The organism is Streptomyces sp. NPDC048506, from assembly GCF_040651315.1.
Classification (GTDB): domain Bacteria; phylum Actinomycetota; class Actinomycetes; order Streptomycetales; family Streptomycetaceae; genus Streptomyces.
The window spans coordinates 1-26,858 of the sequence record NZ_JBEZIX010000069.1; the positions used below are offsets into that span (position 1 = coordinate 1).

The 26,858-nt window shown below is 72.1% G+C and carries 21 protein-coding genes and 1 pseudogene; 12 read left to right on the forward strand and 10 right to left on the reverse strand.

Translation table 11 applies throughout. The features are described from left to right. Nucleotides 1-252: 252 nt before the first annotated feature. Nucleotides 253-420, forward strand: a pseudogene (locus AB0C96_RS37870) (monooxygenase); the annotation flags it as partial. A 203-nt stretch (nt 421-623) separates the two neighbouring features. Then, nucleotides 624-926: a hypothetical protein gene (locus tag AB0C96_RS37875; protein WP_362924174.1), complete on the forward strand. Its 303-nt coding sequence runs from the start codon at nt 624-626 to the stop codon at nt 924-926. A gap of 114 nt (nt 927-1,040) precedes the next feature. On the opposite strand, the gene AB0C96_RS37880 is transcribed toward AB0C96_RS37875, so the two are convergent. The 3 genes from AB0C96_RS37880 to AB0C96_RS37890 all read right to left on the reverse strand — a co-directional run bounded on the left by AB0C96_RS37880 (nt 1,041) and on the right by AB0C96_RS37890 (nt 3,737). Further along, the gene (locus tag AB0C96_RS37880) at nt 1,041-1,571 is read right to left on the reverse strand and encodes a hypothetical protein (protein ID WP_362924176.1); all 531 of its coding nucleotides are present in this window, start codon (nt 1,569-1,571) and stop codon (nt 1,041-1,043) included. A 290-nt stretch (nt 1,572-1,861) separates the two neighbouring features. Further along, nucleotides 1,862-2,308 carry an SRPBCC family protein gene (locus tag AB0C96_RS37885; RefSeq protein WP_362924177.1) on the reverse strand — a complete coding sequence of 149 codons (447 nt, stop codon included), beginning with the start codon at nt 2,306-2,308 and terminating at the stop codon, nt 1,862-1,864. 145 nt (nt 2,309-2,453) lie between these two features. After that, nucleotides 2,454-3,737, reverse strand: a complete 1,284-nt coding sequence (locus AB0C96_RS37890) for a PAS domain S-box protein (protein ID WP_362924179.1) — start codon at nt 3,735-3,737, stop codon at nt 2,454-2,456. A 315-nt stretch (nt 3,738-4,052) separates the two neighbouring features. Between AB0C96_RS37890 and AB0C96_RS37895 the strand changes: the two genes are divergently transcribed. Genes AB0C96_RS37895 through AB0C96_RS37910 form a run of 4 tightly spaced genes read left to right on the forward strand, consistent with a single transcriptional unit; the run spans nt 4,053 to nt 9,584 of the window. Then, complete coding sequence (locus tag AB0C96_RS37895; RefSeq protein ID WP_362924181.1) at nt 4,053-5,426, forward strand: ATP-grasp domain-containing protein; 1,374 nt, start codon at nt 4,053-4,055, stop codon at nt 5,424-5,426. Nucleotides 5,427-5,434: 8 nt separating this feature from the next. Then, a complete protein-coding gene (locus tag AB0C96_RS37900) occupies nt 5,435-7,450 on the forward strand; it encodes a PEP/pyruvate-binding domain-containing protein (RefSeq protein WP_362924228.1) in 2,016 nt (671 codons plus the stop codon). Between the two features lie 8 nt (nt 7,451-7,458). Next, nucleotides 7,459-8,877 (forward strand): MFS transporter, encoded by a 1,419-nt coding sequence (locus AB0C96_RS37905; RefSeq protein WP_362924230.1) that lies wholly within the window; start codon nt 7,459-7,461, stop codon nt 8,875-8,877. After that, on the forward strand, nt 8,772-9,584 hold the full coding sequence (locus tag AB0C96_RS37910; RefSeq protein WP_362924182.1) for a methyltransferase domain-containing protein: 813 nt from the start codon (nt 8,772-8,774) through the stop codon (nt 9,582-9,584). Before AB0C96_RS37905 ends, AB0C96_RS37910 begins: the two co-directional genes overlap by 106 nt. 44 nt (nt 9,585-9,628) lie before the next feature. On the opposite strand, the gene AB0C96_RS37915 is transcribed toward AB0C96_RS37910, so the two are convergent. The 5 genes from AB0C96_RS37915 to AB0C96_RS37935 form a co-directional block, all read right to left on the reverse strand. Then, complete coding sequence (locus tag AB0C96_RS37915; protein ID WP_362924184.1) at nt 9,629-10,351, reverse strand: VC0807 family protein; 723 nt, start codon at nt 10,349-10,351, stop codon at nt 9,629-9,631. A gap of 155 nt (nt 10,352-10,506) precedes the next feature. Beyond that, nucleotides 10,507-10,869, reverse strand: coding sequence for a hypothetical protein (locus AB0C96_RS37920; RefSeq protein ID WP_362924186.1), 363 nt, complete (start codon nt 10,867-10,869; stop codon nt 10,507-10,509). A gap of 250 nt (nt 10,870-11,119) precedes the next feature. Then, entirely contained in the window at nt 11,120-11,479 is a 360-nt protein-coding gene (locus tag AB0C96_RS37925) for a hypothetical protein (RefSeq protein ID WP_362924188.1), read from the reverse strand. A 262-nt stretch (nt 11,480-11,741) separates the two neighbouring features. Further along, nucleotides 11,742-12,266: a MepB family protein gene (locus AB0C96_RS37930; protein WP_362924190.1), complete on the reverse strand. Its 525-nt coding sequence runs from the start codon at nt 12,264-12,266 to the stop codon at nt 11,742-11,744. 93 nt (nt 12,267-12,359) lie between these two features. Further along, nucleotides 12,360-13,580: a cytochrome P450 gene (locus AB0C96_RS37935; RefSeq protein ID WP_362924192.1), complete on the reverse strand. Its 1,221-nt coding sequence runs from the start codon at nt 13,578-13,580 to the stop codon at nt 12,360-12,362. A 291-nt stretch (nt 13,581-13,871) separates the two neighbouring features. Here AB0C96_RS37935 and AB0C96_RS37940 point away from each other — a divergent pair, with 291 nt between their 5' ends. Then, entirely contained in the window at nt 13,872-14,693 is an 822-nt protein-coding gene (locus tag AB0C96_RS37940) for a MerR family transcriptional regulator (RefSeq protein WP_362924194.1), read from the forward strand. A gap of 201 nt (nt 14,694-14,894) precedes the next feature. On the opposite strand, the gene AB0C96_RS37945 is transcribed toward AB0C96_RS37940, so the two are convergent. Next, nucleotides 14,895-16,736, reverse strand: a complete 1,842-nt coding sequence (locus AB0C96_RS37945) for a hypothetical protein (protein ID WP_362924196.1) — start codon at nt 16,734-16,736, stop codon at nt 14,895-14,897. Between the two features lie 228 nt (nt 16,737-16,964). Here AB0C96_RS37945 and lanKC point away from each other — a divergent pair, with 228 nt between their 5' ends. The 4 genes from lanKC to AB0C96_RS37965 all read left to right on the forward strand — a co-directional run bounded on the left by lanKC (nt 16,965) and on the right by AB0C96_RS37965 (nt 24,022). Next, complete coding sequence (gene lanKC, locus AB0C96_RS37950; RefSeq protein ID WP_362924198.1) at nt 16,965-19,628, forward strand: class III lanthionine synthetase LanKC; 2,664 nt, start codon at nt 16,965-16,967, stop codon at nt 19,626-19,628. A gap of 63 nt (nt 19,629-19,691) precedes the next feature. Then, nucleotides 19,692-19,820 carry a SapB/AmfS family lanthipeptide gene (locus tag AB0C96_RS37955; protein ID WP_136738041.1) on the forward strand — a complete coding sequence of 43 codons (129 nt, stop codon included), beginning with the start codon at nt 19,692-19,694 and terminating at the stop codon, nt 19,818-19,820. Nucleotides 19,821-20,006: 186 nt separating this feature from the next. Then, complete coding sequence (locus AB0C96_RS37960) at nt 20,007-21,974, forward strand: ABC transporter ATP-binding protein (protein ID WP_362924200.1); 1,968 nt, start codon at nt 20,007-20,009, stop codon at nt 21,972-21,974. Next, on the forward strand, nt 21,971-24,022 hold the full coding sequence (locus AB0C96_RS37965; protein ID WP_362924202.1) for an ABC transporter ATP-binding protein: 2,052 nt from the start codon (nt 21,971-21,973) through the stop codon (nt 24,020-24,022). Before AB0C96_RS37960 ends, AB0C96_RS37965 begins: the two co-directional genes overlap by 4 nt. Before the next feature lie 39 nt (nt 24,023-24,061). Here AB0C96_RS37965 and AB0C96_RS37970 read toward each other — a convergent pair whose 3' ends face one another. Next, nucleotides 24,062-24,649, reverse strand: coding sequence for a response regulator transcription factor (locus tag AB0C96_RS37970; RefSeq protein WP_362924232.1), 588 nt, complete (start codon nt 24,647-24,649; stop codon nt 24,062-24,064). Between the two features lie 794 nt (nt 24,650-25,443). On the opposite strand from AB0C96_RS37970, the gene AB0C96_RS37975 reads away from it, so the two are divergent. Beyond that, nucleotides 25,444-26,694, forward strand: a complete 1,251-nt coding sequence (locus AB0C96_RS37975; protein ID WP_362924204.1) for a GNAT family N-acetyltransferase — start codon at nt 25,444-25,446, stop codon at nt 26,692-26,694. Nucleotides 26,695-26,858: the final 164 nt, after the last annotated feature.

Here is a 26,858-nt window from a genome sequence, read left to right on the forward strand (position 1 = left end):
GGGCCGACGGGCCAATTTCGGGCGACTTCGCGTACAGCTCGAAGAGGTCCGACTGTCACTCAGAGTGGCCGTTTCACAGAAGTTGAGCCAGAGCCGGTTCTCGTGAACATAGCCACGTCGTGGGCGCACAGCGTCGTCAGGTCGAGGAAGAACCGTTCGCCCGGGATGAGACCGTCGTCGAAGGTGAACTGGATGAACACCGGTATCTCGGCGCGGTTGCGGTACCTGTACAGCGCCGTCACCGAAGCGGAGGTGACCGCCGCGACCGACGAGGAGGAGACTGCCCTCGACGGCTTCACCGAACTCCTCGTCCGCCCCGACGGCCACGTCGCCTGGGCCACCCGCACCACCGACCCCCGCGCCCTGCGCTCCGAGCGCGGACGAGCGCTCCGCGCATGGATCGCCCCGTCCCCGCGGTAGTGCTCGATGCGCGTCGACGCCCGAAGGGCACCGAACGTGACCCCGGCGCCTCCCAGCGTCACCAGGCCAACGCACCCTGATCTGAGGTACTTTCGATTTATAGCACCTTGTCCCGCATGTCCGCATGCCTGCGCCGCATCCCCGATGCGGCGCACGGGAGCAGCACCGCGGGTCATGAAGGTGATGAGAGGAGATGTGTACCGATGCGAGCTCGGAAGATGAGGCGCTCGCTCGCGGTGGCAACGGCCGGTGCGCTGCTGGCCGGCGGGGCCGCCGTCGGAACCGCAGGCACGGCGGTGGCGGCGAACACCGCCGCACCGACCGCCACCGTGGCGGCAAGCCACAAGATCCCCGCGAAGTGCATCTGGCACTCCGGTTACTGGACCAAGCGCTGGTACCCCGGCCACAGGGAGAGGCTCTGGCGCAACGGCCACTGGATCGAGCGCTGGTATCCCGGCCACTGGGAGAGGCACTGGCACAACGGGTACTACGTCTGTTACCGGTGAGCCGATACGGCACTCCCCCGCTCCCCCGCTCCCGTGCCGCCGCGCCGAGCGGGAGAACGCAGGGTAGGGGGCACGGGGGTTGGAGGAAGTGGGGTAGCGGGAATCGAGGTTCCGTCAGACCTTGCTGAAGCACATGGTGTAGCCGATCCTGCGGTGGGGGACGACCTCGATCGCGTAGTCGTACGACGAGCCGCACTGCTTGCCGGCCCCGTAGAGCCGTTCACCCGTCTTGTACTCGGCGTCACGGGAGGCGCAGTCGACGATGGTCGGCAGCGGTTCGCCGTTGACCTGGTCGACCTTGACGCAGTCGCCGGTCTGCGGGTCGTGCGTCTTGCCTTCTGCGACCCGCGCGGCGCGCTGGGCCTCCTTCTTGGCCTTGCCGCCGTTGGGGTTGGTGTTGTAGTCCCACACGTACCAGGCTCCGCCGCCGAAGACCGCCAAGACGATCACGGCGGTGATCAGGCCCCGCAGCGGGCTGCGTTGGGGCTGCCGCCGCGGGGCCGGCGCGGGCTGCTGCTGTGGGTACCCGTACGGCTGCTGCGGCTGCCCATAGGGTTGCTGCGGGTACTGTCCGTAGGCCTGCTGGGGCTGCTGCCCGTACGGCTGCTGCGGAGGGTGGTTCTGGAACGGCGGCGGTGCGGACATGGAGCAAATCCCCCTGAAATCACGGTAAAAGCAGGTCAGCGCGGCACTGACGGGACAGCAGGCTACCTTCCGTGCGAGCGCGTCGACGATCCGGGGCGCTGGGCCGGGTCGGGCAGTGGTGATCGATGAAGGGTGATCGATGAAGGGATCGTGGACGCGCCGGGTCGTCGACGACGTCGTCAGGCCCAGCGCCCCCCGCGAGCACGTACGCGCGTAGGCACGTAGACACGTGGGCGCGTGGGAGCTCGGGCGCGTAGGCACCGCCCGGCATCTCCCTGACCGCCCGCGAGTTACCGGTCGGCGAGCAGTCCATCGAGGATGCGGCCGTACAGCAGCCGCGCGCACCGGGACGTCACCGGGCCGAGCCGCTCGGGGAGGTGACGGACGCCGACGTCACCGCTCCAGACGACGCGGCAGCCGCCGCCGGGCCGCGGGCGCACCTCGATCTCGGCCCACCCCGTGACCACCCGCCCGCACTTCTCCAGACGGCACCGGCCCGTCGCGGGCGTGGCGTCCCCTGGCGGTTCCCACCGCACCACCCGCATGACGTCGTCGAATCCGAGGCCGCCGAGGCCGGTGCGGGCGACGAGGGTGGTTCCCACACGTGCCGGTGGCGCCGTCGTCACCGTGATCGCGGTCAGCGGCACGTGCGCCGCATGGCCTTCCCAGTGCGCCAGACGCCGCCATGCGCACGCGGCGGACAGGGGCGAGCCGCGCTCGATCCGGAACGTTGCCACTCTCCGATCGTACGGACTTCCGACGCCCGGTCCGTATGATCGCGGCCATGCCAGCGCCTGAGCCGACCATCGTTGCGACCTCGGGCTGATGAGGGACGGTGTCCGTTGATCCGCCGGCTCGGGGAAATGACCGGCGGCGCGTGCGTCAGGTGGTGCTGTGGGGGTGGCAGGCCGTCGCCGAGCGGGGTGGCCAGGCCTGGGGGGCGAGGATCCCGAGGACGTAGGCGCGGGCGACCAGGGCGCACCGGGTCGGGGCGTCCAGCAGGTCCCGGAGGCGGCTGAGGTGGTAGTCGACGGTCTGCCGTGACAGGTGCAGCGAGGTGGCGATCTCCCCGTTGCTGCGGCCGGCCGCCAGCAGGGACAGGATGCGGACCTGACTGGCCGTCAGGGGTGGGTGCGCTTCGTGGGCGAGGCTCTGGTGGGTGACCACCGCCCAGACGCTGGCCGCGCGGGACGCTCCCCGGCCCACCGTCGTGAGGTGCAGTCGGGCGCGGCGCTGTCGGCCGCCGCCGTCGACGAGGACGGCGGAGGTCTGGATCCGCCGGCTGCGGCGGGCGACGAGGGCGTGCCAGCTGCGCTCCAGAGCCGGTAACTCCGGGGCGGGTGCCAGCAGGGTGTGCGCCCGGCGGCCGACGAGCTCCGAGAGCCGGGTGCCCAGCAGTTCGGCGGCTGCCGCGCTCGCCTGAAGGATCCTCCCGCCTGCGGAGATCAGGGCGCACGGCAGCCCGCTGTGGTCGCGCAGCGCGCACAGGCTCTCCTCCGCCTCGCGGCGCTGGTGCAGCGCGCGGGTGTAGTCGCTGATGTCGATGTAGATCCCGGCCACACAGGCCTCGGTCCCCTCGTGCACCGGGAAGCGGTGGCCGGCCGCGTGCCCGCTGGTGCCGTCGGCGCGGTGGTAGGTGAGGGTGTGCCGCACCGGTTTGCCGCGAGCGAGCACGTCCTGGTCGAGCGCCAGCACCCGGTCGGCGTCGGCCGGGGCGTCGACGTCGCGCACGTGCTTGCCGATGACGCCCTCCGGCGTGGTGCCGTAGAGGTGGGCGTAGGCGTGGTTCGCCCAGCGGTAGCGCCCGTCGGCGTCGCGTATGAAGGCCGCGGCGGGGGCGAGGTCGGCGAAGGCGTCATAGCGGCGGGTGGTGGACGGGCAGGGGCCGACCTCCACCGCCATGCCGCGGGTGCGGTCCTGTCGGGGCGGGTCGAGGGGCCAGTTCACGTCGAAGAGCCGGCCGTCGAACTGCGCCTGCCAGCAGTGGTGTCCGGACTGGGCGGACGGCGCGGGCAGCTCCTGGCGCAGGGTGTCGAGGAATCGCTGGGCCGTCCGGATGTCACCGAAAGCCCCTCCCCCGCTGTCGACCACCCGCAGCTCACGGTCCGCCTCCCACCAGGACACCGGTAGGTGTTGGAGCAGCGACTTCAGAACGGTCTCGTCCACGACGACCTCTCTGGGCTGAGGAGTTCAGGTACGCGGCGCTCGCCACGGCCATGCGTTTCCCCCGCCCGCACGGCGTATGCCCGGTTCTCGGCCGATCTGGAGCGCGGGTGAGACCACTCCCATAGGGCATCACAGAACCTTCACAGCGGAGCGACGACCTCCACAACTCTGGCATTTGCCTGAGCGCTCGCGGCCCTCGGCGGCGTTCCGGGGCCCGCCCGACTGGTTCGCTGGAGGTACGGCGTCCGGGCATCGGGGGCGGACGCCAACCGCCGTTACGACGGCCCCACCCACCTGCGAAGGAGTCGAATTCCAGTGAGCACGGTGCTGTTTGTGTATGCCAAGGGCGGACCGCCCTTGGGGTATGCCCTGTCACGGGTCGCCGCGCGTTCGGCAGTGCACCTGCTGGCGCTCAGCACGCTGCCGCCCGCCGTCGCCGCGTCCGTCGGGCGCCGGTGCGCCTCCGTACTGACCGCCACCGGGCCCGAGCGTGGCGACCTGGTGTCGCTGATCGTCTCCCAGGCCCACGAGGTGGGCGCGGACGCGGTCATCACCTTCTCCGAGTACGCCGTCGTGGCGGTCGCGGAGGCTTGCGCGAAGCTCGGGCTGGCCGGCCCCGGCAGCGCCTGCGCACTCGCCCGCGACAAGCGGCTCATGCGGCGCGCCTGGAGCCGACGGGGCATACCGCAGCCCCGGTTCCGCGCGGTCGCCGACGAGCGGGAGCTGTCCGACGCGGTCGCCGAGCTCCGCCTCCCGCTGCTGCTGAAGGCCGCCTGGAGCGCCGGCTCCACCGCGCACCGGATCATCCGGTCCGCCGACGAGGTACCGGCGGCCTGGCGACGGGCCGTCGAGGTGATGGCCGAGTCCGCCGAGCTGGGCTACGCCGAACTGCACGTGGCGGGCGCCGGCGCCGACTTCCTCGTCGAGGAGATCGTGCCGGGCACCGCGGACGGCTGGTTCGACCAGGCGGGCTGGGGCGACTACGTGAGCGTCGAGGGCGTGGTCGTGGACGGCGCGTTCCGTCCGGTCTGCCTCAGTGGCCGGATGCCGACGGTGGAGCCGTTCACCGAACGCGCCGGCATCACCCCGGCCGCACTGCCGCCGGAGGCCCAGCAACGCGTGGTGGCCCTCGCACGGGAGGCGGTAGACGCCCTGGGCCTGGAGAACTGCGGTACCCACACCGAGATCAAGCTCGGTGCCGACGGCCGGATGTGGGTGATCGAGACCGCCGCCCGGTTCGGCGGGGCAATGACCGTCCCGCAGATCGAGGAGGTCTTCGGACTTGACCTCATCGGCCTGCTCGTCGACCACCTGCTGGGGCGTCCGGTGTCCTGGCCGGCGCGGGCCCGCACCCCTCAGGAGGCGCGCGGCGCGGCCGGCTCCCTCGTCGTCCTGGCCGTGAACGGCGACGGCGCCGCCTGGAGCGACCGGCGGCGCTGGGACTTCCCGACCGTACGGGACACGGTGCCGCTCAGCGCCGGCAGCCGGCTGTCCGTGGTGGCCGAGAACTCGCTCCCGGACGGGGCACCGGTACCGGTCTACGACCCGGCCGCCGGCGCCAACACCATGGCGGCCCTGTGCCTGCTGTCCGCCGCCGATCCCGAGACCGTGCTGGACGACTTCCGCACCCTCGTCGACGCCCTGCCGCACGCGCTCCCCGAGGCCGAGCCGATGGAGGCCCACTCATGAGCACCACCATGACCACCGCCACCCTCCCCTCCGGTACGCCGGGCCCGGCCCGCGACCGCACGACCGTCGGAGCACACCTCTCCCTCCCGCTCTTCCGCACCCTGGCCGGGACCCTGGCCGGACACCCCTACCTCAAGGTCGTGGTGGACCGCGCCGAGCACACCTGGCACCTCCTCGACACCGCCGTCCACCCCTTCCACGTCGACTACATCGCCACCCGGGTCCTCGGCATGGACCTGGCGGCGCTCGACTCCTGCCTGGACGCCTTCAACGCCTCGGTCTACGCCGACCCCGAGCGCCGGTTCCTGCTGGGGGTGCTCTCCCTGCATGCCGACCGGAACGCGGACGGCCGGGAGCGGCCCTTCCTCGTCCTGGAGACGACCGAGGCCGACACCATGGCCGGCCCGCTGCTGGAGGAGTTCTACACCTCCGTCCGCCACCGGCTCGACGGCCGGCTGCCGCTGCTGCTGAAGCCGGCCAACCACGGGCAGGAGCACGAGCTCGCCACGATCAGCGACGTCCGGGTGCCGCGGATCCTCAGTCATGAGCTCTTCGGCAGCCGCACCCGGACCCCGCTGAACCCCGGTGAGGCCGTCGGCCGGCTGCGCTACTTCCGGACCGCCGGTGAGTACGCCGCCGAGGCCGGTGCCCTCGGCTGGTCGGACATCGTGGCCATGCCGTGCCTGCCCGACGACGTGCCGCGCGTCGCCGGATTCATCAACACCGCGCCCACCACCCCGCTCTCGCACACCAACGTCCTCGCCTCCGGTTGGGGCATCCCCAATGCGATTGTCCGCGACCTGGAGCACCTCGCCGCGACGGACGGGCTCGACGGCGCATGGGTCCGATACGCGGTGGGCGACGACGACATCACCCTCGTCCGGCTCGCCCAGGCCCCGCCGCCCACCGCGCCGGCGTGGCACCAGCAGCGGGTGCGGCTGCGCTCCCCGCTCCTGGAGGACGTGCCCGCGCTGCCCCTGCACCGGCTGCGCCGCACCGACCAGGACCGCTACGGGACGAAGGCGGCCAACCTCGGGGAGCTGCACCACGTCCTCGCCAGCCGCACCGCGGACCTGACCGCGTTCCACGGCCGCCCGAGGCCGCCGCGGGCGGACCTCTACACCCACCTCACGGCACGCCTCGGCGTCGCACACTCCCTTCGCGGCGCGGAACTACGGGCCGCTGCCGCCGACTTCGTCCGCAGCACGATCGCCGCTCCCGACGGGATCGCGCTCCCCTTCGCCCTGCAACACCGCTTCCTGGTCTCCTGCCCCGCAGTCCAACAGGCCCTGGGGAAGCTGAAGATGGCCCTGGAGCTCGATGCCGCGGACGCGGTGGACGCGCTCTGCCGAGAGGTGCAGCGCATCGTCCGCCACGCCCCGATGCCCGACGAGGTGGCCCGGCACATCACCGGAGCACTGCCCGCCGGACCGGGCGCCGCCGGTCGTCTCGTGGTGCGCTCCTCCTCCAACGCCGAGGACCTGCCCGGGTTCTCCGCAGCGGGCGTCTACGACTCGGTCACCTCGGTGCACGGGACCGACGAACTCCTCGACGCGGTACGCCAGGTGTGGGCGTCCCTGTTGTCACCGCGCAGCGTACGGCTCCGCCACCAGGCGGGCATCCCTCTGGACGACACCTACATGGGCGTGATCATTCAGCGCTACCAGCCCGCGGACCTCGGCGGCGTGCTGGTGACCTGCAACCCGACCCGGCGCGCGGACTTCCGCAACGTCTACCTCAACTGCACCCCGGGCTCGCCGGAGACGGTCGTCGACGGCACCGCGCTGCCGCTCCAGTACCTGTACAACACGGTCGAGGGCGGCGGCCGCACCGTGGCACTGGGCTCGTGCGGCGCGGACCTGCCCGCCGGCACCCGGGACCGACTGGCCCAACTGGCCCTGGCCGGACGGCTGCTCCAGTCCCACTTCAGCGACCAGGACGTGGACATGCCTCTGGACATCGAGTGGCTGATGACCGAGCAAGGTGCCTGCCACCTGCTCCAGGTCCGACCCTACGCGCGGTGATCGGCCGCATCGGTCGCGGCCGTTCCCGCACGCCCCGTACCCCGGGCGGCGCGCCCCCGTCGCCGAGGGCCCGCCGCATCATCCGCCTCAACAACGGCTTCCAGCTCCTGTTCAACCTGCTGTGGTGGATGCCGGTGTTCTACGCCTACCAGCGACAGGCCGGTCTCACCGACGGCCAGATCTTCGGCATCCAGAGCATCTACTACATCGCGTTCTGCCTGTTCGAGATCCCCACCGGGCTGGTGGCCGACCGCATCGGGGCCCGCAACTGCCTGCGGGCCGGCGCGCTCGTGATGACAGCGGCGAACCTGGCCCCGGTCCTGACGCCCAACTACTCCGGATTCCTGGTCCACTTCCTGCTCATCGCCGCCGGCCGCTCCCTGACCTCCGGCGCCGCCAGCGCCTACCTCTACGACGGCCTGCGGGCCGAGGGCGCGCCCGAGCACTACCTCAAGGCCGAGGGGCAGGCCCGCGCGCTGGGCCTGGCGGCGAAGGTGCTGTGCTGGCCGCTGGTCGGCCCGTTGATGGCACTCGCGCACTCCGCCCCGTACGTGCTGAGCGCCGCGAGCGCCGGTGGCTCACTGGTCTGCGCCGTCCTGCTGCCACGCCAGTTGACGCCCGGCGGCCGCGACGCAGGCCGGCGCACCGCACCCCGCGCCCACGGCGGCTCCTTCCGCCACGAGGCGGCCGCCGCGCTGCGCTCGGTCCGCGCCACGCCCTGGCTCGCCCTGGTGATGGTGCAGGGCGTCGCCCTCTTCACGCTCTCCCGCATCTGCCAGGTCAACCTCTTCCAGCCGGTGCTGCTGGACCACGGGATCGCCGAGGACTCACACGGCGCGGTGCTGGCCGCCATGACCGTCGCCGAGGCGGTGGCCTCGGCCCGACCGCACTGGCTCACCGCACGGCTCTCCCCGGTGGCCTGGGTGTCACTGCTCAGCCTCGCGATGGCGGCGGCACTGGCGGGCAGCACGCTCGGCGGCCCGTGGACCGTCGTCGGCCTGCTGTGCCTGTTCGCCGCCGTCACCGGCTTCGCATATCCGCTCCAGCGGAAACTGGTGAACGACGCCATTCCCGCGGGTGCGCCCCGTGCCACCCTGCTGTCGGTCGAGAGCATCATCGACCGCGCGGTGTGCGCCCTGGCGGCGGTCGCCGCGGGCGGCTATCTCGCGGCCGGCCGCCTGGACGCCCTCCTCTGGCACAGTGCACTGGCCACCGTCGCCCTGTTGGCCGTGCTCCACCTGCTGCTGCGCCGGCACCGCAGATCCCCTGCCGCGCCACGCCCCGACAGGAAGGCCCTGGGCATCGCGGCCATACTGGAACTGTGCGGCCTGAGGAGGCCGGGCGGTACGGCGAGGACGCCTTCCGCCCGGAGGACACCGGCGAGGCCGACCGCATCGACCTGGGAGCGCTCGCCTACGACGCGCTGAGCACCGCGCGCCTCGCCGCGCTGGGGGCCGGCCCCGGATGGCACTGCCTCGACGTGGGCGCCGGGACCGGCACCCTCGCGCGGTGGCTGCTGGAATCGGCGGACGTCACCTCCGTCCTCGCCGTCGACCGCGACACCCGGTTCCTCACCACCGGACACCCGCCGGGACTCGTCGTCCAGACCGCCGACATCACCGCACCGGACTTCGACCCCGGCCGCTTCCACCTCGTGCACGCCCGCTTCGTCCTGATGCACCTGCGCTCCTGGCGGCGCCTGATCGCCAGGCTGAGTTCGCTGCTGGTGCCCGGCGGCGTACTGGTGCTCAGCGACGCCGTCGACCTGACCACCGCCTCCGCACCCACCACCCCGTACACCAAGGTCATGCGTGCGATGTGGCAGGCGCTGCACGACACCATCGGCACCGACGTCTCCTGGGTGCCCGACTACCCCCACCTCCTCCTGGACGAGGGGCTGCGCTCCGTGGCTGCCGAGATCCACGTCCCCCCGCTGCTCCCTGACAGCCCCGTCAGCCGCTTCTGGGCGGACACCTGGCAGCACATCCGGGACGCCGTGCTGGCGACCGGTCAGGTGGACGAGGCGGAGTTCGCCGCGGCCCTGGAGTCCCTGGTGGCGCCGGAGTGCGCCGCCCTCTCGCCCGGGATGCTCACCGCCTGGGGCTGGCGGCCCCGGCACGCGTCGGCGTCATGACGCACTCGGGTGCCGGAGTTGCCGGCACACCGTCCGGCTCGCCATCAGCGGCCCGGCCCCGATATGACGTCGGTCCGCTCCGTCGCCTCCTGGTCGGCGGTGGTTGCGGCGGCCGGGGCCCGCACGCCGAACAGCGGTATGCCCCACCGACTGCGGAACGTGCGGCTGCGGCGCACGGTGAGCACCGCCACCGCTCCCAGGATCGCCAAGGACTGGAACCTGCCGACCACCGGCACCAGGTCGACGGGCATCGACCACGCCTCCACGGCGCTCAGCGCCGCGTCGAGCACCTCGGCCCCGCCCCACAGCGCGGTCAGTCCGCGCAGCGCAGCCCGGAAGTCCGGCAGGTCGCGCCAGACCCGCTCCGCCTCCGCCTCGCCGTCACGCCCCCGCAACCGGCGTCCGAAGTGGAACGCGAACGGCCGTGCCGCCCACAGCGAACTCAGGATCCACGCCCCCAGGGCAGCGGGAATGCCCGCGTCCTTCAGCAGCAGCACCCGCGGACTCCCGCTGATCAGTGACAGGGCCGCCGACGCCGCCAGCAGCACGACCACCAGGAGATCGAAGACCTCCACACGCCGCCGCACCACGGCCGACACCAGGGCGTGCGCCGCGGGAACGGCACCGCTCAGCAACAGCGCCAGCCACGCAACGGCACCCTGCGACCGCAACGCGTAGTACAGGACGAGCGGCAGCACGACGTCGACCACCAACGGCACGGCCACCGCACGCCGCTGTCGCCCGTCGCGCACCCCGACAGCTTCCATGAGAACCCCCAGCCGTCCGGCAGCCGGACCATCCGGCCCAGGACGACCATCACCGACGCTAGAAGCCCAGCAGGTGGAGACGCCTCAACCCCAGGACCGGACTCCCGCGAGCCCGCACTCCACCCGAGCCTCCACCCGCGGGTGCAGGACGGTCCTCACACCGTCTTCTCGTGCTCGCCCTCGTGCTCGCCCACGGCCCCTGCATCCGGATCGGGTGCACCAGCACCGCGCAGCCGCCCGATGAGCGCCGTACCGACGATCACAAGGCCGATGGCCACTGCCTTGCCCGCTCCGTAGAGTGCCGTGGGGACGGCGTGCCCCTCGGGAAGACCGAGGAACGACAGCACCCCGGCGACGACACCCAGCAGGACCAGCACGGCTCCGCCGACCGGCCCCAGCCCGGCCCACCAGGGACTGGCGTCGTACGACACCCGCTCAGGAGCGTCCGGCTGCTCCATGGGCACCGCGCTCTTCCCGGCCCCCGCGTCCCGCTCGGACACCGCGCTCTTCTCATACACTCTGTTCTTCCCGGACACCCTGTTCCTCGCTCCCCTCGCCCCGGGCCGTCGGTGGGCGCCGGCGAGCCCAACTCCCCCAGCCCGTCCGCCCGTCCGTTCCGGCCCGGCACCCCACCCTGCCGAACACGCTAGCGCACGCCCTACCCGCGGGACCGTCGGCCACGGTCACCGGCCCGCGGCGCGGACACCCCTCGCGGAGGTTGCCGCACCGCAGGCCGCGAAGTGACCGTCCAGGTGCCGGGCGCCGCCCTCAGTGGGCAGCGGGGACCGCCGCGTTCTGCTCCACCTCACAGGGGCACGGGCGGAATTCCAGGCCGAGTTCGTGGTCCACGGCCTCGTTGCTGCGGGTGGCGGCGGCGCTGACCTCCGCCCAGGAACCGTACTTGGCGTACAGCTGGTCCGCCGTCGGCCCGAGCGGGTTGCCGTACTTCTTCTGGTTGCGCTCTTCCAGCCGCTTGACCTGCTCCGGGGCCACGCCGGCGCGGGTGATGTCCTTGGCGTCGTTGCGCATCTCGACCAGCCTCCGGGCGACCTCCTCCTCGGAGCGCCCCCGCACCCGCATCGCGCACGCCGTGCGGTCCATGTCCCCGAGCAGCCGGTGGTAACGCATCCGGGTCTCCCGGGACTCCATGCGCCCGTGGGGCGTCTCACGGCGAATCGTGCAGACGACCGGCTCGGGGCTGGTGCACGGCCCTCGCTCAGCGGCTCCTGAGAGATCGGGGCCGTGACGACCGAGCCACCGCAGGCGTGGTGCGCACACGCAGACATCGGGCGGCGTGGGTACGGCCAGGACCGCCTGAGCGGCCAGGAGGGCGGGCAGGGCACGACGAGCGAACGAGCGCAGGGTCGCGAGGCGGGGCCGGCGGGGTGCGCTACGGGTGGTACAGAGCCCGGGCACGTGCCAGGTCGACGGGCCCGCCCTCCCCCAGGGACAGGAAGTGGACCACCTGCCATTCCTGCGTCCTGTGCGCCTGACGATTGGTCGTGGTCACCCATGGCGGGTAGACACGGAACCCCCGCTTCCCACCGGAGCCGTTACGGGACACGATGCCGCGCTCGCACAGCACCTCCCGCGGGAACACGAACTGTCCGAAGTGGGCGCCGTCCCTGCTGCTGATGACGAAGACGTCCACCCCGTCGTCCGCGTCGAAGGGCCGGATGGGCCCTTCCGTGGAGCGCTGCCACACCGTGACGAACTGGCCGACCTTCGTCGGGGTCGTCTTGGCCACGCGGAACCTCACCGAGAGCCCGTCGAGCATGAACCCCTGAGCCGCGTACTCGGCGCTCTCCGGTTCGGGAACCGGCGGTGAGCAGACAAAACCGCTCGGGTCGTACACCATGTCCTTCGCCGCCAGCAGGTCATCGTGCAGCCCCGCCCACGGTTCGTTCCTCGTCATCCCCTCATCCTGCCACCATGGCCGGCGAGCACGATGCGCACGGGTGGGCGGAGCCGCACCAGCACGGCCGTGATCACCCCGTTCACCCCGTGGTCACCACTTCACGGGGAGCTCGCGCAGCGGAGTGGTGAGGAGTCCCTCGACGCGGCGCAGGTGCGCGGGGTCGACGGCGAGGTCGAGGGTGGGCAGGCGGCGCAACAGCACCCGCAGCACGGTTTGGAGCTCGGTGCGGGCGAGCGGCTGGCCAAGGCAGGAGTGCGCTCCGGCGCCGAAGGTGAGATGGGTGTTGGGGGTGCGGCCGAGGTCCATCTCGTCGGCGCCTTCGAAGGCGCCCGGGTCACGGTTGGCCGCGGCCATGCTGCACACCACGGTGGTGCCACCGGGCAGCACGTCGCCGCTGGGGACCTCGGTGTCCTCGTGGACGTAGCGGAGCATGCCGAAGCCGGTGTGGGGCTCGTAGCGGAGCACCTCCTCCACGGCGGAGCGGATCAACGAGGGGTCGTCCAACAGCCGTTGCCAGCGCCGCCGGTCGGCGAGCAGGACAGCCACCATCGTGGTGAGGAAGCCGGCGGTGGTCTCGTGCCCGGCGAGCAGCAGTGCCTGCCCGGTCGCAGCCAGGGCGAGGTCGGACATCGGCCGGCCCTCGGCGTCCGTGGCGACGATCAGCCGGCTGATGAGGTCGTCCTGGGGGGCCGTCCGCTTGCCGGCGATCAGGGTGGACATGTAGTCGGCGAAGTCGCGGTGTGACGCGTCCATTTCGGCCGCGGTGTACCTCGACAGGTTGAGGAAGACGTCCGACCAGTGCTTGAAGGCCTCCCGGTCGCCCTCCGGCACGCCCAGCATGTCGCAGATGACGAAGACCGGCAGTGGGAAGGCCAGGTGGGCCACCACGTCCGCCGGGTGCCCCTGCGCCAGCATTCCGTCGACGAGCCGCTCTGCGGTCGCCTCGATCTTCGGCACCAGCGCCTGCATGCGCCTGGCCGTGAACCACCTGCCGAGCATCCGCCGCCAGCGTGCGTGCCCCTCGGCGTTGAGCGCCTGCGCCATCGGGCTGTCGAAGACGCTGCCCGACTCGCCGGCGGTGATACGGGCCGCGTCGGGCCTGCTCAGCCCCTCCCGGGTGAGGCGGGGATCGGAGAGCGCGAGCCTGACGTCGTCGTAGCGGGTGAGCAGCGCCGCCCGATCGCCACTGGGGAGCGTCACGTGCGCCACCGGGCACGCCTCGCGCAGCTCCGGCCACTCCGCCGGCGGCTCCAACGCCCCCGGCGCGGCGAGCGGATACCGCAGCGTGCCGTCCTGCTGAACCTCGGTCACCGAGTCCTCCTCAGTCCGTGCCTGACTTCCGCTGCTCAGCGAACCCCCATCCCGAAATTAAATCAAGTGACTGACTTAATGAACCGCTGCACATCGGATCGGCGCCTCTGGGCCTAAGGTGTCGCCGTATTGCTGTATTGCTGCATTGCCGTGTTGCCCTATCGCTGTGTCGACCTCGGCGCCAAGGGCCGCTGAGGGACGTGCAGGACACCGCCCGGGTGTTCGCCACGTGCCGGCGCCACGCAGCGTCTTGACCCTCACACCGTGTCAGACGGTCAACTCGGAGACACCATGTTCACCATCGGAGACTTCGCCCGGCACGGCCGCGTATCGGTCCGGATGCTGCGCCATTACGACGCGACGGGACTGCTGCGCCCGGCCCACGTCGATGCCACCACCGGCTACCGCTACTACACGGCCGGCCAGCTCAGCCGCCTCAACCGCGTGATCGCCCTCAAGGACCTCGGCTTCACCCTCCAGCAGGTGCAGGACATCGTGGACGAGAAGATCAGCACCGAGGAACTGCGCGGCATGCTGCGGCTGCGACAAGCCGAACTGGAGGCCACCATGGCCGCCACGGCAGCACGGCTGGTCCGCGTCGAGGCGAGGCTCCGTTCGATCGAGAGCGAGGGGCACATGCCCAGCAACGACGTTGTCATCAAGAGCGTCTCGGCGATCCGGGTGGCGGAGCTGACGGCCACCGCCGCGAGCTTTGCGCCCGAGGACATCGGCCCGGTCATCGGGCCGCTCTACGACGAGCTGTTCTCCCGCCTGGCCACGGCGGGCATCACGCCGTCGGGACCCGGTATCGCCTCCTACGAGGACGCCCCGCAGGGCGGCGGCGCGATCATCGTCCACGCCGCCGTCCAGGTCGCCGCCCCCGTCCAGGACGGACCCGTGAGAGTGCTCGACCTGCCGCCCGTCGACGAGGCGGCGGCCATCGTGCACCGAGGGTCGATGGACACCGTGCTTCCGACGGCCCAGGCCCTGGCCCGTTGGATCGACGGCAACGGGTACCGGTCGACCGGATATCCCCGGGAGGTCAACCTGGAGTGCCCGGAGAACCGCGACGACTGGGTGACCGAACTCCAGGCCCCGGTGGCCAAGGCCTGACGTCGACCGGTCCACCGCAGGGGCACGGCGAGGGTGAACGACCTGGCACGGCGCTCCGGGTTGATGCGGCCCCGCCCTGGTACGGGTGGGGCCGCCGCGGTATCGGGCGCGGGGTCGCCGGCCGCAGGTCAGCCGCGGCTGCGGCTGCGGCTGCGGCTGCGGCTGCGGCTGCGGCTGCGGCGAACTGCGGTCCGACGAGACCTACTTCCGGTTGTCCTTCCCGGGCCAGGGGTAGCCGAGCGACTCGGCGTCCTCGCGTCTGCCGCCGGCTACCTTCGCGTAGCGCTTGGGGTCGGCGGTCGCCAGGCGTTGTAGCGCGGCTTCGGCTCGCTCCTGGGGAGGCGTGCCGTCATCCGGGAGGTTCCAGATGAACTGGAGCCACGGGCCGTCCTCGGCACTGTGCCCGGCGGCGAAGCCCGGCCGGAAGACGAAGGACAGCTGGGTCGTGTCCGGGTTGGTGTAGTCGGTTCCCACCCATCCGAGTTGGGCGTCCCACTGGATGAGGAGCTCGGGCCTCGCACGCAGTCCCGCGGTGATCAGGCGTGCCGTGGTGCGGGCCGGCCACGCCCAGGAGCGGTCGTTCTCGGCGCGCGTGATCTCGGCGTCGTATGCGGCCGCGTCGAAGCGGTACTCGGGGAGGTCCGGCGGCGGTTGCTGCGAGGGAGGCGCGGGCGGGCGGCTCCAGTCGCGCCACACGACGTGGTTCCCCTCGCGGCAGATGGTGACGTAGAGCGCACCGCAGCAGCCTTCGGTGCAGTACGCCTCGGCGAGCTGCACTTCGTGGGGCTCGTCCGTGGCGCGCAGGCGGCCGCTGTCGAGCAGGTGTTCCGGGGAGTTGGCGGAGCCCCGGCCGAAGGCCTCGGGCACCAAGGGGCGACCGTCCAGCAGGATCCGGGTCTCCACGACGTCCGGGTCTGCCGGGTCGCGCACGGTGGGCTCGATGCGAAGGCGGGTCGGTTCCGTTCGACGGGTGAAGGGTTGCCCGGTTGCGCGGCGTGCCCAGTGGGTGCGGTGGCGTAGGGCAGGGTCGGTCGGCTCCACGGCCAGGACGGCGGCCCAGGCGGGCGTGTGCAGCACCGACTCCAGGGTGTTCAGCAGTTCCTCGCGGTGCCCGGGCGGCCAGTCGAGGAGCGCGCTGGGGCCGCTGTGCAGGTCGAGGGCGAGGGAGAGCAGGATCGCGTAGTGGTCGAGGGTGGGGGGCAGTTGGGCGGCGCGGGTCACCAAGGCGTCGTAGGCGGCCACGGCGTGTGGGTAGGCGAGGACCTCGGACCGGTAGTCGCGCACGCTCGTCATCCTGGACAGTAGGCGTCCTGCCTGCGCCAGGAGGTCGGGGTCCACCGGATCCCGACGCAGGACGTCCGCGAGCCGGACGGCTTCGGCGATCCTGCGGGCTTGCGAGGGGGACGCCGCACGGGGCCCAAGGGGCAGCGCCGACAACCCTCTGTGCACGGCCTCGTCATCGCGGCCGGCCAGGGCATCGACCAGATGACGCAGCTCCCGTGTCGAGGCGCAGTCGGCCAGCCACACCAGGGCCGCGGTCGAGCAGTCGAGGGTGCTGAGCGCCTCGACCGCCGGTGCGGTGAAGCCCCGTAGCAGGCCCAGGACCTTGAGGTACGGCACGTCTTCCGGCTCGCCGAGGCGGGCCAGCAGGCCGATGCCGACGGTCACGGCCGCCGTACTGGTACCGGCGCGTGTCAGGCGGCGGCCGAGGGCGCGTGCGGTCGTCTCGTCCGCCACGGGCAGTTCGGCGGTGACGCGGCGGACGTAGCGGTCGCGGGCACCGAGCGCGCAGAGACGGCGGTGGACCTGCGCGGCGGCCCGGGTCGTGTCCGGCTCGGTCAGGAGCGGGACGATCGCCTCGGGGACGGCCACTTGGGTCTCGGTCCAGCCGAGGTTGCCTTCGCCCTGCCGCGGCGGCAGGTCCGGCAGGGGGTAGCCGCCTTGGGGCAAGCGGCCGTCGGGTTCCGCGCGATGGAGTTGCAGCGCGTAGTCGTACAGGGACTGGCGAGGGGCGAGCGCACGGCGCTCTTCCTGGGCGCTCACCAGGCGGGGTGGGACTCGATTCGGTAGGTCATGCCAGTGATCTTGCCATGGCGGCCGGACCAGGACCAGAGACTTTTTGTGGCGGGCCCGCGGGCGGCCCCTCGTCCGCTCCCTGCCCTTCACACAAAACATGCATTTCTCACGACCTCTTCGTGACACTCATGACTGGTTCACGCTTCCGCGGCGTGACAGCGTCGTGGTGTCACCGGCCGAGGGAGAGGGAGTGGGATGAACAAGGGATACGCGGTCTTCTGCGACGCTGACCGACAGTTCTACGACGCTCCGCACCGGCTGTCCGCGGACGCCCAGGGCCGCGGCGCCGAGTATCCGGTACTGAGCCGGGAGCTGCCGGCCGGTTGGCAGCGCCACCGCTCGGGTGACTGGCTGGCCTTCCGGCCGCTCGACCGTGAACTGCCCCGTCAGGGCTGGAAGATCCATGTGTCGGCCTGTCTCGACAACGCCGAGCGGGTGCTCACGAAGGTCTGGGAGTACTGCGTACCGCGCTCGGTGGCCTTCAAGTGCATGCCGAGCCGGTATCTGCTGCACATCCGCAACGCCAAGTACACCGATCGCGGCGCGAGCGGAAAGTTCATCACGGTCTATCCGGCCGACGAGGAGCAGTGCCGGGTCGTCGCCGAGGAGTTGGCCGCACTGCTGGACGGTGAGCCCGGTCCGTACATCCTCAGTGATCTGCGCTGGGGCGCCGGGCCGGTGTACGTCCGTTACGGCAGCTTCACCGAGCGGCACTGCTACGACGACAAGGGCGAGCTCTGTCCTGCCGTGGAGGACGACAGGGGCCGGTTGGTTCCCGACCGTCGGGAGCCCGCGTTCCGGGTTCCCGAGTGGGTGTCGCTCCCGGAGTTCCTCAAGCCGCATCTGGAGGCGCGCTCCGCCACCACCGTCGCCGACCTCCCGTACGCCATCGAGCGGGCGCTGCACTTCTCCAACGGCGGCGGCGTCTACGTCGGCCGGGACCTGCGGACGCAGCGGCGGGTGGTGCTGAAGGAGGCACGTCCGTACGCGGGTCTGGCCGCGGACGAGGCGGACGCGGTGGCCCGGCTGGCGCGGGAACGGGACGCCCTGCGGCGACTGTCCGGGCTGGGGTGCGCCCCCGAGGTACTGGACTGGTTCACGCTCGGCGAGCACAGCTTCCTGGTGCTGGAGTACGTGGAAGGGCGTCCGCTCAACAGCTTCTTCGCCCATCGGCACCCCCTGATCGAATCCGATCCGAGCCCGGAGCGGCTGGCCGAGTACACCGCGTGGGCACTGCGCGTCCACCGGCTGGTGGAGGAGGCCGTCGAGGCGATCCACGCCCGGGGCGTGGTCTTCAACGACCTGCACCTGTTCAACATCATGCTCTCCGAGGACGAATCCTCAGTGGTGCTGCTGGACTTCGAGGCCGCTTCCATCGACGACCCGGGCAGTCGGCAGGTGATCGCCAACCCCGGGTTCGTGGCCCCGGCCGACCGCCGTGGCGCCGATGTCGACCGCTACGCCCTGGCCTGTTTGCGGCTGGCTCTGTTCCTCCCGCTGACCAGCTTGTTCGCGGTCGATCGGGCCAAGGCACGGCATCTGGCGCAGATCGCCGCCGAGCAGTTCCCGGTGCCCTCCGAGTTCCTGGATGCGGCGGTCGAGGAGATTCTGCGTGGCCCCGGCGGTCCTGACGGTCCTGGCGGTCCTGGCGGTCTTGGCGGTCCTGGCGGTCCCGGCGGTCCTGGCGGCGCGGCCGGGCCGGAAGCCGCCTCGCGTTCCGCTTCGGAGGCCTATCTGCCGGTTGCGCTCGCGGACTGGCCGCACAGCCGGGACTCCGCGGTGCGCGCCGTGCTCGCCTCCGCCACCCCGGAGCGGGAGGACCGCATCTTCCCCGGAGACATCGCCCAGTTCGCCATCACGGGCGGCGGGAGCTGCTTCGCCTACGGTGCGGCCGGCGTGCTGTACGCCCTCTCCGCGACGGGCGCCGAACGATGTCCGCAGGCGGAGGAGTGGTTGTTACAGCGGACGAAGGCGCCCGCCTCGGGCACTCCCCTCGGCTTCTACGACGGTCTGTCCGGCGTCGCCTGGGTCCTCGACCGGCTCGGGCACCGCGCACGGGCCCTGGACCTGGTGGACGTGGTCACGGCACAGAGCTGGCGGGACGTCGGCCCCGACCTGCACGGCGGACTGGCCGGGATAGGCCTGGCGTTGGACGGGTTGGCCGAGTCCACCGGCGCCTCCGGGCTACGGGAACAGGCGCTGCGCTGCGCCGAGTTGGTATCCCGTCGGCTCGATCGGACGGATGCCGGGGAGGAGCCGGCCGGGCCGTCGCGTGCCGGGCTGCTGCACGGCGACAGCGGTGCCGCACTGCTCTTCCTCCGGCTGTACGAACGCACCGGCGACGACGCGCTGTTGGATCTGGCCGGCGACGCCCTACGACGTGACCTCGCGCGCTGCGTTCGGAGCGCCGGCGGGACCCTCCAGGTCGACGAGGGCTGGCGGACCATGCCCTACCTCGGCGCCGGCAGTGTGGGCATCGGGATGGTGCTCGACGACTACCTCGCCCATCGACACGACGACGCCTTCGCGGCGGCGCAGCGCGACATCGTGCAGGCCGCGCAGGCCAAGTTCTACGCCCAGCCCGGTCTGTTCCGCGGCGCCGCCGGCATGGTGCTGTACCTGAGCCGGACCACCGCCCCGGGACCGGGTACCGCCGCCCCGGACCTGCGCCGCCAGATCGACTCCCTCTCCTGGGGAGCCGTCCCCTACGGAGGGCATCTGGCCTTCGCCGGGGAGCAGATGATGCGGCTCTCGATGGACCTGAGCACCGGCACTGCCGGATGTCTGCTCGCCCTGGGCAGCGCGCTGCACGAGGAACCCGTGCACCTGCCCTTCCTCCCGCCGCTCCGGCGGCCCTGAAGCCGGCCCCAGCCGGGGTCGATCACGAAAGTCATCCCCGTCCCCATAACGAAAGGAATGATCATGTCGCTTCTCGACCTGCAGACGATGGAGACCCCCAAGCCCGAGGCCACCGAGGAGCTCCACACCGGCAGCCGCGCGAGCCTGCTGCTGTGCGGTGACAGCAGCCTGAGCGTCACCACCTGTAACTGACTGCCGGTCGCCGCGGGGCCGTGGGTCCCGTAGCGACGTGGTGACGAGGTAAGGCGGGTTCCGGGCAGCTGTTGCCCGGAACCCGCCCACGCGCAGGGAGCCCACCCTATGGAGCCAACCCACAAGGAGCCCACCCACGGGGAGCCCACCGGCATGGATACCTCCGAAGGAGGCGCGGTTCCTCGCATGATCCATCGCCCGTTCTCCCGCACGGGCCCTCGCACGGCCCGTCGCGAGACCCCCGTACCCGGGCCCTCCGCACCGACGCGGCAACCGGCCGCCGGGCGGCGATCGTTCTCCGGTGACGGGCCGCGTCAGGCCTCCGACACCGGGCCGCGGAAGGACGACGGCACCCACCCACGGCGGCAGGCCTCGGACACCGGGTCCAGCCAGAAGTCCGTCACCCGGCCACGGCAGGCCGCCGACAGCCGGCCGCAGCAGGGCTCCGGCGCCAGGCCCGTGCTGGCCGGTGCGCTCCGGTACAGCCTGGTGGGCACCGTCGCCGTCTGCGTCTTCGGTGCGGCCTCCGCCACCACGAGCGTCGCCCTGCCCGTCGTGCTCGGCCACACCCTCGACCTGGTTCTCGGCTCCGCGCCCGGGGTGGGCAGCGCCCTCGCGCTGAGCGCCGTCCTGCTGGTGGCGGAGGTGCTGCTGGACGCCCTGGTGGCGCTCGCGGGTGGCATCACCACCGCCCGCAGCGCCGCCTGGCTGCGCCGGCGCGGCACCGACCATCTGCTGTCGCTCGCCCCGCATCGCGCCACCGACCGTTTCACGACCGGCGATCTGGTGAACCGCTTCACCGGCAATGCCGCCGAGGCCGGATGCGCGCCCACCACCGCGGCGTCCGGCCTGGCCGCGCTGCTCACTCCGGTCGGGGCCCTGGTAGCCCTGGCCGTCACGGACATCTGGCTGGCGGCCGTGTTCCTGGCCGGGCTTCCGCTCCTGACCCTTCTCCTGCGCGCCTTCGCCCGGGGCTCCTCCGACAGCGTCCGGCGCTACCAACGCGTACAGGCGGAGATCGCCTCCCGGCTCGTGGAGGCGCTGGGCGGTGCCCGGACGATCGCCGCCGCGGGCTCCGCGGGCCGGGAGCACGCCCGCATCCTGGCCCCACTGCCCGAACTCGGCGCGCAGGGACGGCTCATGTGGCAGGTCTACGGGCGGGCGGTGGTCGGCAGCAGCATTCTGGTGCCGTTGCTGACCACGGCCGTCCTCGCGGTGGGAGGGGTCCGGCTCGCCCACGGCGCACTGACCGTCGGTGGGCTGCTGGCGGCCTCCCGATACGCGGCACTCACCGCGGGCCTGGGAGGGGTGACCGGCCAGCTCAACGCCTTGGTGCGGAGCCGCGCCGCGGCCCGGCGCATCGACGAACTGCTCGCTCTGCCCCCGACGGGGCACGGCTCCCGGCCGCTGCCCGCCGACGGCAGCGGACGGCTCGAAATGCGCGGGGTCACCGTCGTTCGCGACGGTGCGCCCGTGCTGCGCGGGGTGGACCTGGTCGTGCCGGGAGGAACGACCATGGCGGTGGTCGGGCACTCGGGCGCCGGCAAGTCCCTGCTGGCCGCCGTCGCGGGACGGCTCACCGATCCCGACGACGGTGCGGTGCTGCTGGACGGGGTACCACTCGATCAGGCCGACCCGGTGCAGCTGCGCCGGGAGGTCGGCTACGCCTTCGAACGGCCGGCGCTCTTCGGCGACACCGTCGGCGCCGCCATCGCGTTCGGGCCCCGGCGCGCGCCGGCACACCGCGTCGAGGCCGCGGCCCGTGCGGCCGGCGCCGCACCCTTCGTACGGCTGCTGCCGCGCGGCTACGCCACCCCGCTGACCGACGCCCCGCTCTCCGGGGGCGAGCTCCAACGCCTGGGCGTGGCAAGGGCGTTCGCCCATGCCGGGCGTCTGCTGATCCTCGACGACGCCACCTCCAGCCTGGACACCGTCACCGAACACCACGTCAGTCGGGCGCTCCTACAGGACGTGCGGCCGGGCACCCGGCTGCTCATCACCCATCGGCTCTCCTCCGCCGCCCGCGCGGATCAGGTCGCCTGGCTGGAGCGTGGCCGGATACGGGCCGTCGCGCCGCACGCCCTGCTGTGGCAGGACGCCGACTACCGCGCGGTCTTCGCCCCCGCCACGCCGGCCCCGGATGCCGACTCATGACCGCGGCGACGATCCGACTGCTGCCGCGAGCGCTCCGCTTCCTCCGGGCCCGTACCCGGGTGTTGCTCCTGATGGGCGGCTGGTCCCTGCTGGAGTCCGCGCACACCTTCGTCAGCGGCTACGCCGTGGCCAAGGCCCTGGACGACGGCTTCCTCGCCGGCCGCACCGGCACCGGAATGGCCTGGCTGACGGTTGCCGCGCTGGCCGTCGTCATCAGCGGGGCCGCTGGACGGGGCGTCTTCCGCGGGCTTGCGGACCTGGTCGAACCACTGCGTGACGTCCTGGTGCGTACCGTGGTGGCGCGGGCGCTGGACGAGGCCGTCGCCGATCCGGCTCGCGCCGCCGACACCGCGGTGGTCTCGCGGTTGACCAACCAGACGGAGCTCGCGCGGGACAGCTTCGCCGGACTCGTCCTGGTGGCCCGTTCCTTCGTCTTCACGGTGGCCGGGGCGCTGCTCGGACTGCTCTCCCTGGCCCCACAACTGCTGCTGATCGTGCTGCCGCCCCTCGTCGCCGGACTGCTGCTGTTCCTGGCCACCCTGGTCCCGATGGCACGTCATCAGCGCGCCTTCCTCCACGCCGACGAATCGCTGTCGGCCCACTTCGGAACCGTGGCATCGGGGCTGCGCGATATCACCGCCTCCGGAGCACACCCCACCGTCAGGGCAGGCACACACCGCCTGATCGACGCCGAGGCACGGGCGGCCCGGCACCTCGCGGGCTGGGCCGCGGCCCGCTGCCTGGCCCTCGGCGTCGCGGGCCAACTGCCGGTCCTTCTCCTGCTCCTCAGCGCGCCCTGGCTGCTACGGCAGCACCTCACCGCGGGGGATGTCCTGGGTGCCCTGACGTATCTCACCCAAGCCCTGCTGCCCGCCCTGCACACCCTGATGAACGCCCTGGGCTCCGCCGGCACCCGGCTCCTGGTCGTACTGGACCGGCTCACCACGCCGCCCCGGACGCGGACACGCCGCACGCGGACACCTGGGACGCGGACACCGCGGACCGGACCGGTCGCGGCCGATTCCGCACACCCCACCCCCGTCACCACCTCCGGCAGCGACGACTCCACGTCGAGCAGGGCCCATTCTGTGGCGAGTAGAGACGATTCCGTGGTGAGTAGAGCCGATTCCGTGGCCGGCAGGGCCGCTGCCGTAGCGAGCGGCGACGAGACTCCGTCGGGCCGGACGGACTCCGTGCCCGGCGACACCCACGCCACCTCCAGAGGTACCGCAGTTCCGTCCGGCCCCCGGGTCGAGCTTCGGTCGATGACCTTCGCCTACGGCCCCGACGCACAGCCGGTGCTGCACGACCTCGATCTCGTCGTCGAGCCGGGTGAGCACCTCGCCGTCGTCGGCCCGAGCGGCATCGGCAAGTCCACACTGGCCTGCATCATCGCCGGGCTGCTGGCCCCGACCTCCGGCGCGGTACGGGTGAACGGCCGACCGCCGACCGCACCCACACCCGCACCCCATTCCGATCCATCCCGGCAATTCCAGCCTTCCCAGCAATTCCAGCAATTCCAGCTTTCCCGGCTAACCCGACTTTCCCGGCTGAGGGTCCTGATCCCACAGCAGGCGTACGTCTTCTCCGGGACCGTCCGGGACAACCTGCTCTATCTCTGCCCTGACGGTGCGTCCGACGCCGCCGTGGGCACGGCATCGGACGCCGTCGGCCTGAGCCGTCTGGTGTCCCGGCTGGGTGGACTGGATGCGCGCATCGACCCGGCCACGCTGTCCCAGGGCGAACGCCAGCTGATCGCGCTCGGCCGGGCCCACCTCTCGCCGGCGCCCCTGCTCCTCCTCGACGAGGCCACCTGTCACCTCGACCCCGCGGCCGAGCAGCACGCCGAGCAGGCCTTCGCCGACCGTCCCGGCACGCTGATCGTCATCGCCCACAGGATCACCTCGGCCCAACGCGCCGACCGCATCGTGGTGCTGGACGGCATCCGGGCCACCGTCGGCAGCCATACCGAGCTGCTGGGCTGCTCGGCCCTCTACCGCGAGCTGACCGGCGCCTGGCAACCGGAATCCGTCGAACGGGGCCGGTGACCGCGCGGACTCGACGCCTGCTCCCCGCGGTGCCTCCCCCTACACCCAACCGGCCCCCTGCGATATGCGAATGGCGTCGACCCGGTTTCGGGCACCGGTCTTGCGATTGATCGCGGCCATGTAATTACGCACCGTTCCGCTGCTCAGATGCAGTTCGCGCGCGATCTCCGGAACGGACGCCCCGCCCGCGGCCAGCGACAGCACGCTCAACTCCCTTGGTGTCAGTGGCATATCGGCGGCCTGGAGAAAGTCCAGCGTCAGTGTGTGGTCCACGTAACGCTGTCCCGCCGCTACCAGGTCTATGGCGTGCCGTAACCGGGCCGGCGGTGCGTCCTTGTCCACAAACCCGCGCGCCTTTGCGGCGACGGCCCGCCGGAGGGTACCGGGACGGCAGGCGCTGGCGAGCACGAGCAGCGCGCAGCCCGGCCCCCCGGGATGGCTCGCCGCCTGCACCGATCCCGCACAGTCGCCGTCCACCACACACACCTGAGGACGGAAGGAACGCGCCTTGTCGGGGGCGCTCGCCCAGCAAGCCGCGATCGCATCGATGTCCTCCTCGCCGCGCAGCAACGCAGCAAGTCCCGATCGCACCAGCCGTGTCTCATGAACCACCAAGACCCGGATCACACTCGCCCCTTCGTTCGGCCATGCGGTTTGCACTGCTGAATTGTCACGGTCCGGATTTCCGCCAGAGGGAGCTTCGAGGGAATTGACTGGAAACCGCATACCTCGGCCGTGCTGACGCTCCGTTCATTACCGGCGTGAATGGCAAGAGTCCACAACTCCTGCCGTATTCCAGCGATCACGGCCGTGTCCTCCTCCCTCGCCAGCGGTCCCGTACGCACGGGACTCGCCGCCGCGCGCCGTCGAGCGCGCCGATACCCCCGCCTCCCACACGGAAGCGGAATCAGAGGAACCTCACACACCACCCACGACGGCGCCGACGGCGACATGTCCCGGTAGGCGGCCTCTTCCCGCCATCGTGGACCTGGCCGCAAACCGCGCTCACGTCGACCTCGGATGCACATGTGACTGCTGCGCCCCGTGTGACGGAGCGGCATTGGCCGGCACTCGACACTCGACACCCGCACTCGAAACCCGGCACCTGACACCCGACGCACCGGCTCCGCCACGCCCAACGCCTCTCCAGGGCTCTGCGCCAGGGCAGCCACGACCGTTGCGCCCAGGCCGCACCGCCCAGCCCCAGGCCGCACGCCCAGCCCGGCCCAGCCCCGGCCCACACCCCGACGCCGTACGTGGTCACCCCGGACAGCCGGCCCATTGCCGGTACCAGTGCCGCAGCCCCGAATCAGCGGCCGACCGTGCCGTGCGGAGTGGCCGGAGGCGTGGAGTCACCACCACCGCCGATTTCCCCCGATAATCGTTCGCGCCGCAGCGCCACCTTCGGCTACACAAGCTCGGTGACCGATCCCTACCTCCTCCGCCCCGTCACCGACGGCGAGTTCGCCACCTGGGCCCGCGTGATCGCGAACACCTACGGCAGCGACCGGACCGATGAGGAGCTCGCCCTGGAGCGCGCGTCCATCGAGCTGGAGCGCACCATCGCCGCGTTCGACGGCGGTACCCCCGTGGGCGGTGCCGCGACCTGTACCCGGTCCCTCACCGTCCCCGGCACCGTGCTCCCGGTCGCAGGCGTCACATGGGTGGGGGTGGCCTCCACCCACCGGCGCCGCGGCATCCTCACCTCGCTGATGCGCCGGCAGCTGACCGACCTGCACGAGTCCGGAGGAGAGCCGATCGCCGCACTCCGCCCCTCCGAGGCCGCGATCTACGGCCGCTTCGGCTACGGCCCCGCCACCCGCGGGAACCAACTCCGTTGCGAGAAGCGGTCCATGGCCTTCCGCCCCGGAACCGACTTCGGCGACGGGACCCTGCACCTCCTCGGCCACGACGAGGCCCGACCCGTGATCGAGGACATCTACGACCGGGTCCGAACCGGCTCGATCGGCTGGCCCGACCGGGCCGAGCAGTTCTGGAACAACCGGTTGGACGATGCGCCGAGCTCGCGCGGGGGCGCAACTTCGTTGCGATACGCCGTACACCGCGACCCGGGCGGTCAGGGCACCGGGTACGCGCTCTACCGGATCAGCAGCTCGCGCGATGCCGTGGGCAACGACACGAGTGCGGTGCAGGTAGTGGAGCTGGCAGCGGCCACCCGGTCGGCATACGCCGCGCTGTGGCGCTTCCTTGCCGGGATCGACCTGGTGCCGTGGATCGAGTACGAAGCCGCCGTGGACGAGCCACTGCCGCACTTGCTCACCGAGCCGCGGGCGATCCGGTCGACCATGGTCGACCGGTTGTGGGTACGGCTGGTGGACGTCGACCGGGCCTTGGCCGGACGCCGCTACGCCACCCCGCTGGACGTGGTCCTCGACGTCGAAGATGACTTCTGCCCCTGGAACACCGGGCGCTACCGGCTACAGGCCGAAGGGGACACTGCTCTCTGCGCGCGCACGAAGGCGCCCGCCGACCTCCGCGTGGGCGCCGCCGAACTCGGTGCGGCCTTCCTCGGCGGCACGACACCGGCCTCCCTCGCGGCTGCCGGCAGGATCCAAGAGTTGCGCCCCGGCGCACTGGCCCGGGTCACGCGCGCGTTCCGCGCCGACCGGGAACCCTGGTACCCCGGCGGCTGGGCGTTCCCCGCGTACTGACCGCACACTGCGCTGATGGCCCAGGTCGACGCCGACGGGGACCTGAACCGGGCCGTCTCGGTGGACTCCGCGACGACTCCGCCGACCCCGAGCAGGGCGACCGCAGGCCCGGTCGCGACGGGCCGAAGTGCTGCCCGTTACGCGGCATCCACTGGGCGACCAGC